The organism is Allobosea sp. NPDC003192 (assembly GCF_050275675.1).
In the GTDB taxonomy this organism is placed as follows: Bacteria; Pseudomonadota; Alphaproteobacteria; order Rhizobiales; family Beijerinckiaceae; genus Allobosea.
In genome coordinates, this window is sequence record NZ_JBNNPK010000011.1 from 118,726 (window position 1) to 133,658 (window position 14,933).

General features: G+C 66.8%; 14 protein-coding genes. 6 read left to right on the forward strand and 8 right to left on the reverse strand.

Annotation, left to right across the window (positions count from 1 at the left end):
• Positions 1–31: 31 nt before the first annotated feature.
• Genes argE through ACQKLX_RS16425 form a run of 5 tightly spaced genes read right to left on the reverse strand, consistent with a single transcriptional unit; the run spans position 32 to position 4,793 of the window.
• On the reverse strand, positions 32–1,180 hold the full coding sequence (gene argE / locus ACQKLX_RS16405; protein WP_427362642.1) for an acetylornithine deacetylase: 1,149 nt from the start codon (positions 1,178–1,180) through the stop codon (positions 32–34).
• A 27-nt stretch (positions 1,181–1,207) separates the two neighbouring features.
• A complete protein-coding gene (locus tag ACQKLX_RS16410) occupies positions 1,208–1,906 on the reverse strand; it encodes an ABC transporter ATP-binding protein (protein WP_427362643.1) in 699 nt (232 codons plus the stop codon).
• Entirely contained in the window at positions 1,893–2,693 is an 801-nt protein-coding gene (locus ACQKLX_RS16415; protein WP_427362644.1) for an ABC transporter ATP-binding protein, read from the reverse strand. Before ACQKLX_RS16415 ends, ACQKLX_RS16410 begins: the two co-directional genes overlap by 14 nt.
• A 2-nt stretch (positions 2,694–2,695) precedes the next feature.
• Positions 2,696–3,871 (reverse strand): branched-chain amino acid ABC transporter permease, encoded by a 1,176-nt coding sequence (locus ACQKLX_RS16420; RefSeq protein ID WP_427362645.1) that lies wholly within the window; start codon positions 3,869–3,871, stop codon positions 2,696–2,698.
• Between the two features lie 4 nt (positions 3,872–3,875).
• Positions 3,876–4,793 carry a branched-chain amino acid ABC transporter permease gene (locus ACQKLX_RS16425; RefSeq protein ID WP_427362646.1) on the reverse strand — a complete coding sequence of 306 codons (918 nt, stop codon included), beginning with the start codon at positions 4,791–4,793 and terminating at the stop codon, positions 3,876–3,878.
• 318 nt (positions 4,794–5,111) lie between these two features.
• Here ACQKLX_RS16425 and ACQKLX_RS16430 point away from each other — a divergent pair, with 318 nt between their 5' ends.
• Complete coding sequence (locus ACQKLX_RS16430) at positions 5,112–6,248, forward strand: branched-chain amino acid ABC transporter substrate-binding protein (RefSeq protein WP_427362647.1); 1,137 nt, start codon at positions 5,112–5,114, stop codon at positions 6,246–6,248.
• A gap of 393 nt (positions 6,249–6,641) precedes the next feature.
• Here ACQKLX_RS16430 and ACQKLX_RS16435 read toward each other — a convergent pair whose 3' ends face one another.
• Positions 6,642–7,334, reverse strand: a complete 693-nt coding sequence (locus ACQKLX_RS16435) for a winged helix-turn-helix transcriptional regulator (protein ID WP_427362710.1) — start codon at positions 7,332–7,334, stop codon at positions 6,642–6,644.
• A 130-nt stretch (positions 7,335–7,464) separates the two neighbouring features.
• On the opposite strand from ACQKLX_RS16435, the gene ACQKLX_RS16440 reads away from it, so the two are divergent.
• Entirely contained in the window at positions 7,465–8,637 is a 1,173-nt protein-coding gene (locus ACQKLX_RS16440; RefSeq protein ID WP_427362648.1) for an acyl-CoA dehydrogenase family protein, read from the forward strand.
• A gap of 524 nt (positions 8,638–9,161) precedes the next feature.
• Here the strand turns inward: ACQKLX_RS16440 and ACQKLX_RS16445 are convergent.
• Entirely contained in the window at positions 9,162–10,568 is a 1,407-nt protein-coding gene (locus ACQKLX_RS16445) for a tetratricopeptide repeat protein (RefSeq protein WP_427362649.1), read from the reverse strand.
• A gap of 313 nt (positions 10,569–10,881) precedes the next feature.
• Here ACQKLX_RS16445 and ACQKLX_RS16450 point away from each other — a divergent pair, with 313 nt between their 5' ends.
• From ACQKLX_RS16450 to ACQKLX_RS16465, 4 genes are all read left to right on the forward strand, one after another.
• Entirely contained in the window at positions 10,882–11,373 is a 492-nt protein-coding gene (locus tag ACQKLX_RS16450) for a cupin domain-containing protein (protein ID WP_427362650.1), read from the forward strand.
• An 81-nt stretch (positions 11,374–11,454) separates the two neighbouring features.
• Complete coding sequence (locus ACQKLX_RS16455) at positions 11,455–11,910, forward strand: nuclear transport factor 2 family protein (protein ID WP_427362651.1); 456 nt, start codon at positions 11,455–11,457, stop codon at positions 11,908–11,910.
• Between the two features lie 39 nt (positions 11,911–11,949).
• Positions 11,950–13,173, forward strand: coding sequence for an MFS transporter (locus ACQKLX_RS16460; RefSeq protein ID WP_427362652.1), 1,224 nt, complete (start codon positions 11,950–11,952; stop codon positions 13,171–13,173).
• Positions 13,174–13,282: 109 nt separating this feature from the next.
• The gene (locus tag ACQKLX_RS16465) at positions 13,283–14,182 is read left to right on the forward strand and encodes a LysR family transcriptional regulator (RefSeq protein WP_427362653.1); all 900 of its coding nucleotides are present in this window, start codon (positions 13,283–13,285) and stop codon (positions 14,180–14,182) included.
• Here ACQKLX_RS16465 and ACQKLX_RS16470 read toward each other — a convergent pair.
• Positions 14,163–14,828 carry a peroxiredoxin-like family protein gene (locus tag ACQKLX_RS16470; RefSeq protein WP_427362654.1) on the reverse strand — a complete coding sequence of 222 codons (666 nt, stop codon included), beginning with the start codon at positions 14,826–14,828 and terminating at the stop codon, positions 14,163–14,165. The two genes, ACQKLX_RS16465 and ACQKLX_RS16470, sit on opposite strands and share 20 nt — an antisense overlap.
• Between the last annotated feature and the right edge of the window lie 105 nt (positions 14,829–14,933).

Consider the following 14,933-nt stretch of genomic DNA (forward strand, 5'->3'; position numbering starts at 1 on the left):
CACGATAGCCGCAGGCCGGCAAAGCGGAGGGTCAGGCCGCGATCCTGTCGAGCAGCCGGTCCATCATCCGGTCGCAGGCTGCGAGCTGGTCGAGCGCGATGAACTCGTCCGCCTTGTGTCCCTGCTCCATCGAGCCCGGCCCGCAGACCAGCACCGGGATCCCCAGCCGCTGCGAGAACAGCCCGCCCTCGGTGCCGAAGGCCACCTTGCACAGGGCGCTGGCGTCGAGGATCCCGCGCAGGAAGGCGACCGCCTCGGACGTCACCGGGGTCGTCAACCCCGGATAGTCGTTCAGGCGCTCGAAGCCGATCCTGGCCTCCGGAAAGCGCTCGCGCCGTGCCGCGATGAGGGTGGCCGCCTCGTCCATCAGCCGGGTCAGGATCGCCTCGGGATCGTCCTCGGCGACGTTGCGGATCTCGAAATCGATCGTGCAGCGCTCCGGCACGATGTTGAGCGCGGTTCCGCCCGCGATGCGCCCGGCATGCAGCGTGGTGTAGGGGATGTCGTAATCGGCGTCGCGCGGGCCGCCCCGCTCGATCTCGCTCTGCAGCTCGCGCAGCGTGCCGATGAAATCGCAGGCAAGATGGATGGCGTTCAGCGCGTTCGGCGCCAAAGCGGAATGCCCGGTGACGCCGCAGCAGGTCGCCCGCGCCGCGAGCTTGCCTTTATGCCCGGTCGCGATCGCCATCGCCGTCGGCTCGCCGATGATGGCGAGCTTCGGCCGCAGCGGCCGGCCCGCCAACCGGTCGATCAGCGAGCGCACGCCGACGCAGCCGATCTCCTCGTCATGGCTGAAGGCGAGATGGAGCGGTGTTTCGAGTTCGCGCGTCGAGGTGCGCGCGGCCAGCGCGAGCGCCGAGGCGACGAAGCCCTTCATGTCGGCCGTGCCGCGTCCATAGGCGCGCCCATCAGCGACCCTGAGCCGGAACGGGTCGTGGCTCCAGTCCTGCCCGTCCACGGGCACGACGTCGGTGTGGCCGGAGAGCATGACGCCCGGCCGATCCCTGGGGCCGATGGTGGCGAACAGATTGGCCTTGCGTCCGTCCTCGGTCTCGATGATCTCGCTCTCGATGCCGTGCCCGGCGAGGAAATCGCTGATGAAGTCGATCAGCGGCCGGTTCGGATCGCGGCTGACCGTGGCGAAGCCGACCAGCCTGTCGAGGATCGTCAGCGTGTCCATCGCCGCGCCGCCTTCCACTGCCCGCGCTTAGAGATACAGATGCCGCACCGCGTCGCTGCCGAGCAACTCGGCTGCGTTGCCTGCCGCCACGACCCGCCCCTTGGTGAGCAGGATGCCGCGATGGGCGATGGAGAGCGCCATCTCGGCGTTCTGCTCGATCAGCAGCACGGTGGTGCCGTTGCGGTTCACCGCCGCGACCGTGTCGAAATACTCGTCGATCAGCTTCGGCGAGAGGCCGAGCGAAGGCTCGTCCATGATCACGAATTTCGGCTTGCCGACGAGCGCACGCGCCAGCGCCACCATCGCCTGCTCGCCGCCCGACAACGTGCCGGCGCGCTGGCGGATACGTTCGCGGACGCGCGGAAACAGCTCCAGCATTTCCTCCAGCCGCTCCTCGAAGCCGGCCTGGTGCCCCTGCGCCTCGTAGCCCAGGCGGATGTTGTCGCGCACCGAGATGTCGCCGAAGAGGCGCCGGCCCTCCGGCACGAAGCCGACGCCGAGCGCGCTCAGCGCCTCGGTCCGCGAGCCCCTGAGGTCCTGCCCCATGATTGCGATGCGGCCCCGCGCCAGCGGCAGCAGCGCCGAGATCGCCCGGAAGATCGTGGTCTTTCCGGCGCCGTTGGGCCCGAGGATGCAGACCAGCTCGCCCGGCTCGACGCTGAGCGAGACGTCGCGCAGCATCGCCACCACGCCGTAATTGGTGTCGACGTTCTCAAGCCTGAGCATGCTGCGCTCCCTTGCGGCCGAGATAGGCCTCCTGCACACGCGGGATCAGGCGGACCTCCTCGAAGGTGCCCTCGGCGAGCTTCTGGCCGTAATCGAGGACCAGCACCCGCTGCGGCAGCGATGCGATCAGCCGCATGTCGTGCTCGATGATCATCAAAGCGAGGTTCGGCCGCTCGGCGCAGACCGAGCGGATATCGTCCATCAGCGCGTCGGTGTCGGCATCATCCATGCCTGAGGAGGGCTCGTCGAGCAGCAGCACCTTGGGCTCGCTCGCCAGCGCGCGGGCGATCTCCAGGCGCCTGCGGTCGGCTTGCGGCAGCTCGCCCGCCGGCCGGTGGCGCTGGGCGTGGAGCTCGCGCGAGACCGCCTTCAGCAGGCGCTCGGCGATCTCGGCCGCGGCGTCGAGCTCGGCATCGGCCTTGCGGCGGTTGAAGATCGCGTCGAACACCCCGGTCTTCATATGGGTGTGGCGGCCGATGATGACGTTGTCGAGCACCGAAAGGTCGGCGAAGAGCCGGCTCGACTGGAAGGTGCGGGCGATCCCCTTGGCGACGATGCGATGCGCCGGCTGGCCGTTGAGCAGCTCGCCTTCCAGCCGGACCTCGCCGGAGGACGGCACGTAGAGCCCGGTGATGATGTTGAGCAGGGTCGACTTGCCGGCCCCGTTCGGCCCGATGATGCCGAGCACCTCGCCCTTGCGCAGCGAGAAGTCGACCTCGGCCATCGCGACCAGGCCGCCGAAGCGCATGGTCAGGCCGTGGCCTTGCAGGATGATCGCGGGGTCCATGGTCAGCCTCCGTAGCGGCGCAGCCGCTGCGGGAAGATTCCCTGCGGGCGGATCATCAGAAAGGCGATCACGGTGATGCCGAAGAACAGGATGCGGTAGTCGGAGAAGGCGCGCAGCTTCTCGGGCAGCAGCGTCAGCAGGAAGGCGCCGACGATCACGCCGAGCGTGTTGTCCATGCCGCCGGCGATGACCATGGTCATGATCGTCACCGAGACCAGGAAGGTGAAGTTGTCGGGCGAGATGAAGCCGACATAGAAGGCGTAGATCGTGCCGGCGAAGCCCGCCAGGAACGCGTCCACCGCGAAGGCGAGCACCTTGTACCAGGTTGTGTTGATGCCCTGGCAGCGGGCCGCGAGTTCGTCCGCACGCAGCGCGTTCCACGCCAGGCCGATCCGCGAATGGTGCAGCCGCCCGGCGAACAGGATGGAGACGCCGACGAGCAGCGCCGAGAGGTAGTAGAAATTCGCCTGGGACGGCAGCGAATGCCCGAAGAGCACGAGCGGCGAGGCGAAGGAGTGGCCGAACAGCTCCGGCGCCGGGATCCCCACCAGGCCATTGGGGCCACCGGTGAATTCCAGATTGTTGAGGAGCTGGTGCACGACGACGCCGAAGGCGATCGTCACCAGCGCCAGATAGCTGTCCCGCGTGCGCATCGAGGGGATGCCGAGCAGGAAGCCGAAGATGGTTGCGACCACCGCCGAGGCCGGTAGCGCCAGCCAGAAGCTGACGTCCCAGTGCAAGGCGAGCAAGGCCGAAGCATAGGCGCCGATGCCGTATGAGGCGCCGGTGGCGAAGTTCGGGATGTTGGCGCTGCCGAGCTGGAAGTTCAGCGCCAGCGCCAGCACGGCGTAGAGCTGTGCGATGATCAGCAGGTGCAGCGCATAGGAGCTGCCCTGCAGCACGAAGGGAAAGGCGAGCACGATCGCCATGCCGAGCAGCGCCGCGAAGCGCCGGTTGGCGCTGAAGGCCTGCTCGATGCCGGCCTCGATCGCCGGCACGCGCTGCATCGTAACGAGCGCGCCGCCGAACAGGGTAAGCAGGCCGACCACCGCGCGCCAGTCGTCGACCAGCAGGAACTGGCGCAGGAAGGCGGCGCCCGCGATCTCCGTGAGGGCGACGAGCGCGAGGCCGCTGGCGGTGCCGAGCGTCGTGCGGGCGGGAGCTGTCACATCCGTCATCGGTTCAGACCTTCTCGACGACGGTGCGGCCAAAGAGGCCGGCCGGCCGGAACACCAGCACGCCGATCACCAGCAGGAAGACGAAGACCAGGCGATAGGCCGCGCCGTTCGGCACCACCGCCTGCACCAGCGTGTCGAGGCCGGCGATCACCAGGCTGCCGATGATCGCGCCGGGCATCGAGCCCAGCCCGCCGACCACCGCCGCGGAAAAGCCGATCAGCCCGACATCGATGCTGAAGTCGAAGCGCACGATGCCGGCATAGCCCGCGAAGAACAGGCCGCCGACAGCACCGACCGCCGAGGCGATGAAGAAGGTGAGCCGGAAGATCTTTCCCGGCGCTATCGAGAGCAGGCGCGCGGCGTCGCGGTCCTGCGAGACGGCCTTGATGTGAAGGCCGAGGCGGGTGTTGCCGAGCAGGAAGAACAGCCCGGCGACGCAGAGCACCGAAACCGCGATCGCGACGAGGTTGAAGGCCGGCACGGTCACGCCGAGCACCTCGATGCTGCCCTGGACGAGGCGCGGCACTGCATGCGGGTTCGAGCCGTTGGGAAAGAGGTGGCGGATCAGCTCGCGCAACACGATGCCGAGCGCGACGGTGGCGACCAGGGCCATCATCGCCGGCGCGTTGCGGAAGCGCTGGATGACGAGGAAGTCGAGCAGGACGCCGAGCAGCCCCGTCGACGCGATGGCGAGCGCGACGCAAAGCAGCATGGTGCCCGGCGTCGCCGCGGCCCCGAGCGTCGCCGCGAAGCTTTGCACCAGCGCGAGCGCCAGGAACGGCGCGATCAGCGCCACGTCGCCATGGGAGAAATGGATGATGTTCAGCACGCCGAAGAGCAGGCTGAAGCCGACCGCGATCAGGGCATAGATCGAGCCGAGCGTGATCCAGTTCAGGATCTGTTGCAGGAGCTGCTCGGCCATTCCGTTCCCCTCTTTGTCTTGGCAGCTTGTCGTCTTGGGCAGCTTGTCTTGGCAGCCGCCTTGTGGCCGCTTGCCCGGCTGTGCACCAGCCCGGATGCGGACAGGAGTCGTAATTTCGGAATCTCTGCTTTGATTGTCTTGAGGCAGCCGGCGGCTCAGGTCGTTCCGCTTCCGGCCGGCTGCTTAGGCAAACCGAGGCCCAGGGTTCGAAATATCCGATTTGCTTCGTGTTTCCGGAAGAGCGGATTGTCCGGCCCAAGCACCCTCGGGATCGGCATGGCCGGCCGTTGGCGCTCGACATACATCCTGGAGGGGATCATGACTTTCAAGCTCGGCGCCGGCACCGGCTCATTCTCGGCATTGCTGCGCGCTTCGACGGTCGCCGCGGCGGTGGCATGGGGCGCTGCGACGGCCTCCGCTCAGGAAACCGTCAAGATCGGCTTCATCGGACCGTTGAGCGGCGGCAACGCCCAGCAGGGGCTTTCGGCCCGCAACGGCTTCCAGCTCGCCATCGATCAGGCGAACAAGGCAGGCCTGCCCTTCAAGCTGGAGGCGGTCATCCTCGACGATGCCGCCAATCCGCAGACCGGCGTCGCCGCGGCGCTGAAGCTCACCAATGATCCGCAGGTGGCGGCCGCGACCGGTCACTGGAACAGCGGCGTCGCTCTGGCGACCATTCAGGTCTTCCAGCGCGCCAATGTGCCCTTCATCGTCTGGGGCGCGATCTCACCCAAGATCACCGAGCGCAACAACCCGATGATTTCGCGGGTCGTGACGACGCTGGTCAACACCAACGAGCCCCTGGCCAAATGGGCCGCCGAATCGGTCGGCAAGAAGATCGCGATCGTGTCCGACACGAGCGATTACGGCTTCGCCAACTCCCAGAACTTCTCGAAGTTCTACAAGGCCGCGGGCGGCGCCATCGTCGCTGCCGAGGCCGTGCCGGTCGGTACCACCGACTTCCGCGCCCTGCTGACCAAGGTCAAGGGCAGCGCACCTGACGCGATCTATTTCGGCGGTGTCGTTACCGAGGCCGGCCTGGTGCGCCAGCAGATGGTCGAACTCGGCATGACCATCCCGATGATCGGCGTCGACGGCTTCCATGACGCGGAGTTCATCAAGATCGCAGGCTCCGCTGCCGAAGGCACCGTCTCCGGCATCGTCAAGGAGAAAGGCAATCCGCAGCTGGAGAAGCTGACCAAGGATTACCAGGCTGCGAATTTCGCCGAGCCGGCGACGACCTACACCAAGAATGCCTTCGACTCCGCCAACATCCTCGTCGAGGCCATCAAGAAGGTCGGCACCAAGGACAAGGCCGCGATCGCCAAGGCGATCCGCGAGACGCAGTACGACGGCGCCATGGGCCACACCAGCTTCGACGAGAACGGCCAGACCAAGCTGCCGGTCGAACTCGAACTGCGCACAGTCAAGAACGGCGCCTGGACGACGCGCTGACAGCTTTATCCCGAGCAATCGCTTTCGGAAGCGGGTTCGCGGACGACGCGAATCCGCTTCACTCGCTTCTGGGACGTTGCATCGTTTTTGACGGCTGCCCGCTGGGCGGTGTCAACCGGCGGTCCATGCGCTGGCGCCGCTTCCCGGCCACGACGATCGGCTCCTTTCCGCAGACACAGGAGGCCCGCAGACACAGGAGGTCCGCAAGGCCCACGCCGCCCATGACAAGGGCAGGAGTGTCGATCCGAACGCTGGAGCGATGCAATGTGGGTTCTGCAGGCGGTTTGGGAATAGGCTCAACAGAGACCAAACGCATCACCGGAGCAGTGATTGAATTTGCCGCCGTCCGATGCCATGATCATCTCAGCTATCGGCGCACTATACTCGCGCCAATTACTGCACCCGGCGCGGTTCGAAGGCGAAGGCGCTGAGCCCCAGCCATTGCTGCATGGAGCAAGCAAGAGCCTGATCGCCGTCGATCTCCAACTGGCCGGTGTCCGACTCCTTCTTGATCGTCGTCAGCCCCATCCAGATCGCCGTCATCGTGCGTAGGGAACTCTTGACCAGCAGGTCGAGCTGATGGCCGGGGTCGAAATTGCAGAGGTCGACGGTGCCATCGGCCACCACCAGCCACCAGCGCTTTTGCGCCCCCGGAAGTTCGGGGTACAGAAACTGTATCGTGCAGCGATGCGCCGGCAGCAGCTTGATGTTGAGACTTCGCCGCATATCCCACATCAGCAGAGACGGGTCGAGATTCCTGAGCGAAAGCCGCGATTCCATCCAGCGTTGCGCCCAGTTGCCGAGGCCCATGATCAACGGTCTCAGCTCCTCGCCCGCCTCGGAAAGATGATACTCGACCGAGCCCTTCGTCTTGCGCGAAACGCTAAGGACCCCGGCCTGCTGCAGTTCCTTGAGCCGTTTCGAGAGCAAGGCGGGCGACATCTTCGGTAAGCCGCGCCGCAGGTCATTGAAGCGGGTGCTGCCGCACAGCAGTTCCCGCACGACCAGCGTCGTCCATCGGCTGCACAATATCTCCGAGGCCATCGACACTGGGCAGAACTGGCCATAGCCGCCGCGATCGTTCATGGCGAACCCCGTTTTTTTGGCGAATAGTACCAGATCGGGGTCACCCGGAAAATGCCGGCAGTTCAGTTGCTGAACTGGAAGCCCGGAACCCCAGCGGTGATCCTTCTGCCTCACAGCAATGGAGGACGCCATGTCGACGATCGCTGCTTCGAAAGCCTCGGCTCCGTCATTCGTCGGAGCCACCGCCTCTCCCGCCAGCGTCGTGGAAACGGCGCGCCAACTCGCGCCGAAACTCGCAGCGCGTGCGGCCGAGATCGACCAGAATGACCGTTTCGTCAGCGAGAACTACTCCCTGCTGAAGGAGGCGGGCCTCGTCGAGGCAGGCGTCCCGCATGAACTCGGCGGCGGCGGTTCCGAGATCTCCGAGCTCGCCGAGATGCTGCGCGTGCTCGCACGGGCCTGCGGCTCCACCGCACTGGCTTTTTCGATGCACACCCATCAGGTCGCCATTCCCGCCTGGCGCTGGCGACACCAGAAGGTCGCCGCTGTGGAACCTCTGCTGAAACGGGTCGCCGCGGAGAAGATCATCCTGTTGTCGTCCGGCGGGTCCGACTGGATCGGCGGATCCGGAAAGGCCGAGCGGGAGGGCGACGGCTATCGCATCAACGCCCGGAAGGTGTTCACCTCCGGAGCCGAAGCCGGGGATGTCCTGATGACCGGAGCGGTCTGCGAAGGAGAAGACGGGAGCCGGTCGGTCATCCACTTCGGCGCGCCGATGAAGTCCTCGGCCGTGCACATCGAGGACACCTGGCGCACGCTGGGCATGCGTGGCACCGCGTCGAACGATGTCGTGATCGAGGATCTCTTCATCCCCGCCGCGAATGTCGCGTTCTCGCGCAAGGCCGGCGAGTGGCACCCGATCTTCGAGACGATTGCGACCATCGCTTTCCCGCTGATCTACGCGGTCTACCTCGGTGTTGCCGAAAGTGCCCGCGACATCGCCATCGAGATCGCCAAGAAGAAACCGATGTCGGATCAATCGCTCGCCGGACGCATGGACACCGAATTGCGGGCCGCGCAGCTCGCGCACCGCTGGATGCTGGATACCGTAGCGCGTAACGCGCCCAGTGCCGAGACGGTCAACGAGGTCATGATCGGGCGCACTCTGGTTGCTCGCCACGCGATTGCGGCCGTCGATCTGGCTATGGAGCTGGCAGGCGGCGCGTCGTTTTACCGGGCGACGGGGCTGGAGCGGCGCTTCCGTGACATCCAGGGCGCGCGTTTTCACCCGCTCCAGGCCGGCCCCCAGGCACGCTATGCCGGTGCGGTGGCGCTAGGCCTGCCGACGGGCTCGATCTTCTGACGATCCGATACCGCCGGAGGAGGACGCAACATATCGCCCCCCTTCGGCACTACTCATGCTTCGAGCGCCCGCGTAAGGATTTGCCGGCCTTCTGAAACCGGCTGCCGGGCATTGCCGAGATTGACAAGCTTCACTTCCAACCAGCCGGAGACCAATGGAAACTCAATCGGAGCCGGGGGCGTTCCCCCATGTCAGCTTGCGGCCAATGGTCCAAGTTCCACTTCTGGCGATTCCCTCGCAAGACATTGCAGCTCCACATTGTGTGGCCACTCACTTTGGAATCTTCCCCGCTAATCTCCTTGTCCGGCACCTTGGCCTGCCGCCGTTCTTTCGCGCGAGGACGGTATCGAGGCTGGGACGTTGAATCCCAGCGACTGAACCTAGCTTCTGCTTGAGGTCCGTTCCAATCGGAGGAACCGCTGCGCTGCGAAGGTCCGCTTGAGGGCAACGACCCAGAGTCCGATTATGGCGCGAAGCCCTGGGTCGTGGTCGCAGTGGTCATGGCGAGCGTCGTTTCTAGAGGGTCAGTGAGTGATGGCGAGCGGGGTGGAGGCGATGGCGAGTGCGGCGGCGAGGCCGCTCGCGGTCCTGCCGAGCCGCCCGAGCTTTTCGAGCCGGCCGCTGGCGAAACGGTTGTGACCCTTGCGCCGAGCCAGGCGCTCGAGCAGGACGATCGCGGCCCGGTCATGATTGCCGGAGCGGATCAGGCTCTCGGCGTAGGCCTGCTCGAACAGGTCACGTTGGGCATGGCTGCCGCCGATGGCGAGCAAGCCGCTGCGCGCGGCGCCGAGCAGGCGGGCCGCCTCGTCATAGTCGCCCTCGTGGAAGGCGATCAGCCCGAAGGCGGCGAGCGCACCGTTGCGGGCGGCATCGCGCCGCTCGCCGCTGGGATGGACCTTGGCATCGTCGATCAGGCTGCGGGCAATGGCCTCGGCCCCGTCGGCATGGCCGGCGCCGAGTAGCGACAGGGCATAGTGCAGGTCGGCGAAAACAAGGCGCCCGTCATGGATGCGCCCCTCGGCCCTGGCCGCGAGCTCCTCCCAGCGCTGCCCGACATCGACGCCGGCATAATCGAGCCGCGCAAGTAGCGAGGCACCGTTGGCGATATCGCGATAATCGTCGGTCGGCTCGGCCCGGATCTCCTCGTCATAGAGGCGCAGCACCTCGTCGATCTCGCCGCGTTCCAGCCGGAACAGGGCAAGATGCCAGAGGATGTGGAAGCGCAGATTATTGGCATGGGCAAGGTTGCGCCTGTCGCCGAGCCAGGCGATGCCCTCGTCGACGCGGCCGGTCATCTCCAGCACATGGGCGACGGCGTGGCGGCCCCAGGCATCGCGTGGGCTCAAGGCCACGGCGCGGCGCCCGGCCCGTTCGGCCTCGCTATAGAAGCCGCGCTCCTCGAGCGCGAAGGCATGGCAGCCATGGACGAAGCCGGCGAGCGGATGGCCCTCGCCGAAGCCCGGCGCAAAGCGGCGCAGGGTCGACAGCATCTGCGCCTGGTCGCCGAGTATGAAGCGGATGCCATGCGAGAGCTTCAGCGCCAGCACGTCGAAGGGATGGGCGCGCAGGATCGCCTCCAGCCGCTCCGCCGCCCGGCGCGGCGCATCGTCGAGCCAGAGCGCCAGCGCCTCGACGACCATCGTCTCGCGCCTGGTGATCGGCCGCAGCAGCGCCGAAGTCCTGGCCCTCGCCAGGCAATCGCGTGCCGGGGCGACGAGCTCGGCGCGCGCCAGCGAGAGCAGCATCAGCCCCTTGGCGGCCTGGGCCAAAGCGAAATCAGGATCGGCAGCGAGCGTGCGGGCGAGATGCTCGGGCGTCGCAGCGGCATGGGCCATCAGCGCTTCGAGCGCCTCGTCCCAGGCGAGCCGGGCGGCGTCGTTCGCGACGGTGATGCGGTCGCCGGAGAGATCTTGATGCGTGGCGTGAGACATGGGCTGCTCCAATGCCGCGCCTGTTGAGGCGCTCTTCAGGGAGTTCGCTGGCGGGCCGATCAAGCGGCGTTAAACTCTCTTCACGGACCCGTGCAGACGCTCTGCTCAGGAAGCAGCTCACCTCAGTGGCCGTTGGAATATGAGGCCGCCTGACACGCTACTGCGAGGATGATCATCGCCCGCGATGGAGAGGCAGGTGAAATAGCTTTCGGCTATCGAAACCAGAGAAAGCGGATATTTCAGCTGAGCCCGTCTCTCCGGGATGCTGCCTTCCGGGTCGCGACATTGCGCGACGATCAGGAAGGAGACGGTCATGTCGAGACGATACGGTTCCGCCATTCGCAGCCTGCTGGCGGGCGCCTCCTGCGCCGCCGCACTCATCCACGGCATCGGTGCAGCGCAGGCCGGCACTTGCCCGGTCGACAAGCAATTAAAGCAGCCGCGCACGGTCGAGAACGCCCCCGATATCGGCATCCGGCGCGAAACGCTTGCGATCGTGAACGTCACCGGCTGGCGCAATCTCGGCGACCTGCGCCTGCGCACGCGTCGCCTGACCGTCGCGGTCGGCGGCATCGTGCCCTTCCATCGCCATGACGACCGCCCCTCGATCGTCTACGTCGCTTCCGGCGAGATCATCGAGCACAGCGCCTTCTGTTCAGTTCCGATCACCCACCGGACCGGCGAGTGGACGCCCGAATTCGGGCCCGGCCACGCCCATTGGTGGGAGAACAAGTCGGGCAAGGAGGTCGTCCTGCTCTCCTCCGACATCGTTCCGCCGGACATGCTCGACGATCCCGACATGTAACCCGGATCAGCGGATGCGGGCTGGCCTTCGCCGCCCGCCATCCGGCGATCCGATCCAAACCACACCATGTCGGAGGTCATCATGATGACGAAGGTCTTCATCGCCCTGATTGCACTGTCCTTCGCTGCGCCCGTCGCGGCCGAGACCGAGACGGAGCGTGCGGTGACGTCGCTCTACGAGCGCTTCGTCGCTGCCCAGAACGCGCGCGATACCAAGGCGGTGCGCGCGCTGATGTGGGATTCGCCGAATTTCGTCTGGATCAGCGACGGCAAGGCGTTCTGGGGCGCAGACCGGATGATCGAGCGCATGAGCGCCTTCCAGCGCTCCGATGTCTGGGAGGTGATGCCGGATCGCGAACGAGCACGGGTCGTCGAGGTCAGCCCGGTCAGCGCGGTGCTCTTCCAGCCCCTGAGGCTGACATTGGGCTCCAGAGCCGACCCGCGAAGGATCGCGTTCCTCGTCAACTTGCTGTGCGTGCGCACGGTCGATGGCTGGCGGGTCGGCGCTCTCTACACCACCGAGGAAAACCCGAATTGAGCCGGGATCAGGCACGGCTGCTTTCCAAGGACCGGAATGATGCGAAGCGAATCCGCTCCGGCTGCCGCCATGGCGATGCCGGTCACGAGCTCACGCTCCTGGCTTCGAACCACCGTGATCGCGCTGACCGCCTTCCTGACGCTGGTCGATCTGTTCGCCATGCAGGCGATCCTGCCCTCGCTGATCCGGCATTATGGCGCGAGCCCCGGCGCGATGGGTATCGCGGTCAATGCGAGCACCATCGGCATGGCGCTGTCGAGCCTCGCCACCTCCTATCTGAGCGCCTCGATCGATCGCCGCCGCGGCATCACGATCAGCCTCGTCCTGCTCGCGATACCGACCGCGCTGCTGGCCGGCGCGCCGGATCTTGCGACCTTCACCGGCCTGCGCGTGCTGCAGGGCGTCTTCATGGCCACGGCCTTCACATTGATGCTGGCGCATCTCGGCGAACACTATTCGGCCAGTGACGCTGCGGCGGCCTTCGCAGCCTATATCGCCGGCAACGTCGCCAGCAATTTTGCCGGACGACTGCTGTCGGCCTCGCTCGCCGACCGGTTCGGGCTGCCCACCACCTTCTATGTCTTTGCCGTGCTCAATCTGGCGGGCGCCGCGCTCGTGCATGCCACCGTCCGGCGCGCGCCGCCGATGGCGGCGTCCACGGCTCCCGCCGGCGGGGCTTTGCGGCTGCATCTTGCCGATCCGCAGCTGCGCGCGAGCTTCGCGATCGGCTTCCTGATCCTCTTCGCCTTCATCGGCCTGTTCACCTATGTGAATCTCGTCCTGGCGGCACCGCCCTTGGCGCTCGGGATGATGGAGATCGGCTTCGTCTATTTCGTCTTCGCGCCGTCGGTCGCGACCACGCTCCTGGCAGGCGGGCTGGCGTCGCGCCTTGGCACGCGGCGGGGTCTGCTGGCGAGCCTGGGCGTGGCGCTCGCGGGGCTGCCGCTGCTGGTGCTGCCGTCTTTGGCGGCCGTGCTCTGCGGGCTCGTCCTCTTCGCGATCGGCACCTTCGCTGCGCAGGCGATCGCGACCGGCCATGTCGGCCGGACGGCGCAACGCGAACGCGGCGCGGCAAGCGGGCTCTATCTGGCGAGCTATTTCCTCGGCGGCCTCGTCGGCAGCGTCGTCCTGGGCCAGGCCTTCCAGCACTTCGGCTGGGGAGCGAGTGTGCTCGCCATCGGCCTAGCGCTATGTGCGGCGGCCGGGCTCGCGGCGACGCTCGGTCGCGATGCCGGAACGCAGGAGCATCGGCAAGACGCCTAATTTCGGCAACCGCCTGTAACCGAACCGCCCGCGCCCGCGAATATCCAGCCAATGGCGCTCGGTCGCCGCTGAGCAGCGCGGCGAGGCCTGCCATCCGGGGGGCATCGGCATGGAAATGCATCAGATCCGCTATTTCCTGGCGGTCGCGCGCAGCCTGAACTTCACGCGCGCGGCAGAGCAATGCAACGTCGCGCAGCCCTCGCTCACCCGCGCCATCCAGAAGCTCGAGGACGAGCTCGGCGGCCTGCTCCTGCATCGCGAGCGGCAGAACACGCATCTGACCGAGCTCGGCCGGCTCATGCTGCCGCATCTGGAACGCACCTATGTCGCGGCGCAAGCCGCCAAGGAGCTGGCGCGCGGCGTCAGCAAGGGCGACATGGCCCATTTGCGGCTCGGCCTCCTCGAGACGGTCTCCGTCGAGGTGCTGACGGGGCTGCTCGAAAGCCTCAATACCTGCCTCAACGGCTTCGAGCTCACGCTGGTGAGATTGCCGCACAGGGAACTCGCCTCCCGCGCGCTGGAGGGCGATTTCGACCTGGTCTTCCTGAGCGATGCGGTCGAACTGCCCGAGCGCATGCGAAGCTGGTCGCTGTTCCGGGAAGGCAGCCGGCTCGTCGTGCCGCAGGGCCACCCTCTCGCCCGCAAGGACGGCATCGCGCTCGACGATCTCGCCGGAACGGAGGTGATCGATCAGATCGACTGCGCCGATCACGAGCGCTTCAAATTCGCCTGTGCCAGCAAGGATATCCCCGTGCGCTTCCGCCATCGCGTGCGCGGCACCGACGAGTTGCAGCGGCTGGTCCGCTCCGGCTTCGGCCTCGGCGTGCTGCCAGCGAGCATCCCGCTGATCGACGGTCTGGTCATGCGTCCCTTCGCGGAGACCGCCCCGGAGCGCAACGTTGCCGTGGCGGTGGTCGCCGGCCGCCCCTTCCAGACCGCGACGGAAGCCTGCCTGCGCCTCGCGCGGGCCGGCGACTGGGGCGGCGCGGTCAGGCTGTCGCCGCTTTGAGCCGGGAGAGTGCCGCAAGGATCTCGGTCGGATCCATGCGGTAGCGGAAATCCGGCTCGACGAAGGCCGCTGCGATGCCGCCGTCGCGCGCCACCACATAGGTTGCCGGAATCGGCAGGAACCAGGACGGGTTGCCGTTGATGCGCGCCAGGTCGTAGCCGAGATGCTCGTAGATCTCGCGCACCTCGCCGGGAACCGAGATGACGAGCCCGAACGCCAGGGCCAGCCCGAGATCGACGTCGCTGAGCACGTCGAACGGCAAATCGTGCTGGCGCGCGACGGCCACGCCGCGACCGCCGATCTCGCCGGAGACGACCGCGACGCGCCCGCCCAGCGCGAGGATCGCGTCATGGGCGTCGCGCAAGGCCGTCAACTCGGTCTGGCAATAGGAACACCAGGCGCCGCGATAGAAGCTGAGCACGAGCGGCCCGGTGGAGAGAAGCTCGGCCGAGGTGATGAAGCGGCCATCGGCCGCGGTCAGGCCGAAGGCCGGCATCGCATCGCCGGCTCGCAAGGCCCCGGCGCCCGCACCGCTCCGCACGAGGTGCTCGACCATGCGGTCATAGGCCTGCGCGATCTGCGGGCGCTCGCGCGCGAGCCACTGGCGCAGCTCGGCAAGGCGTTCGGCAAGTGGCTTGTCGTTCATGTGGTTGAGGCTGCATGCGCCGTCTGGCCGGGGCAAGAATAATCGCTATAGCCGATGGCTATCGTCACGACAGCGCATCGGCATTTCCCGGAGCCGGCCGCCATC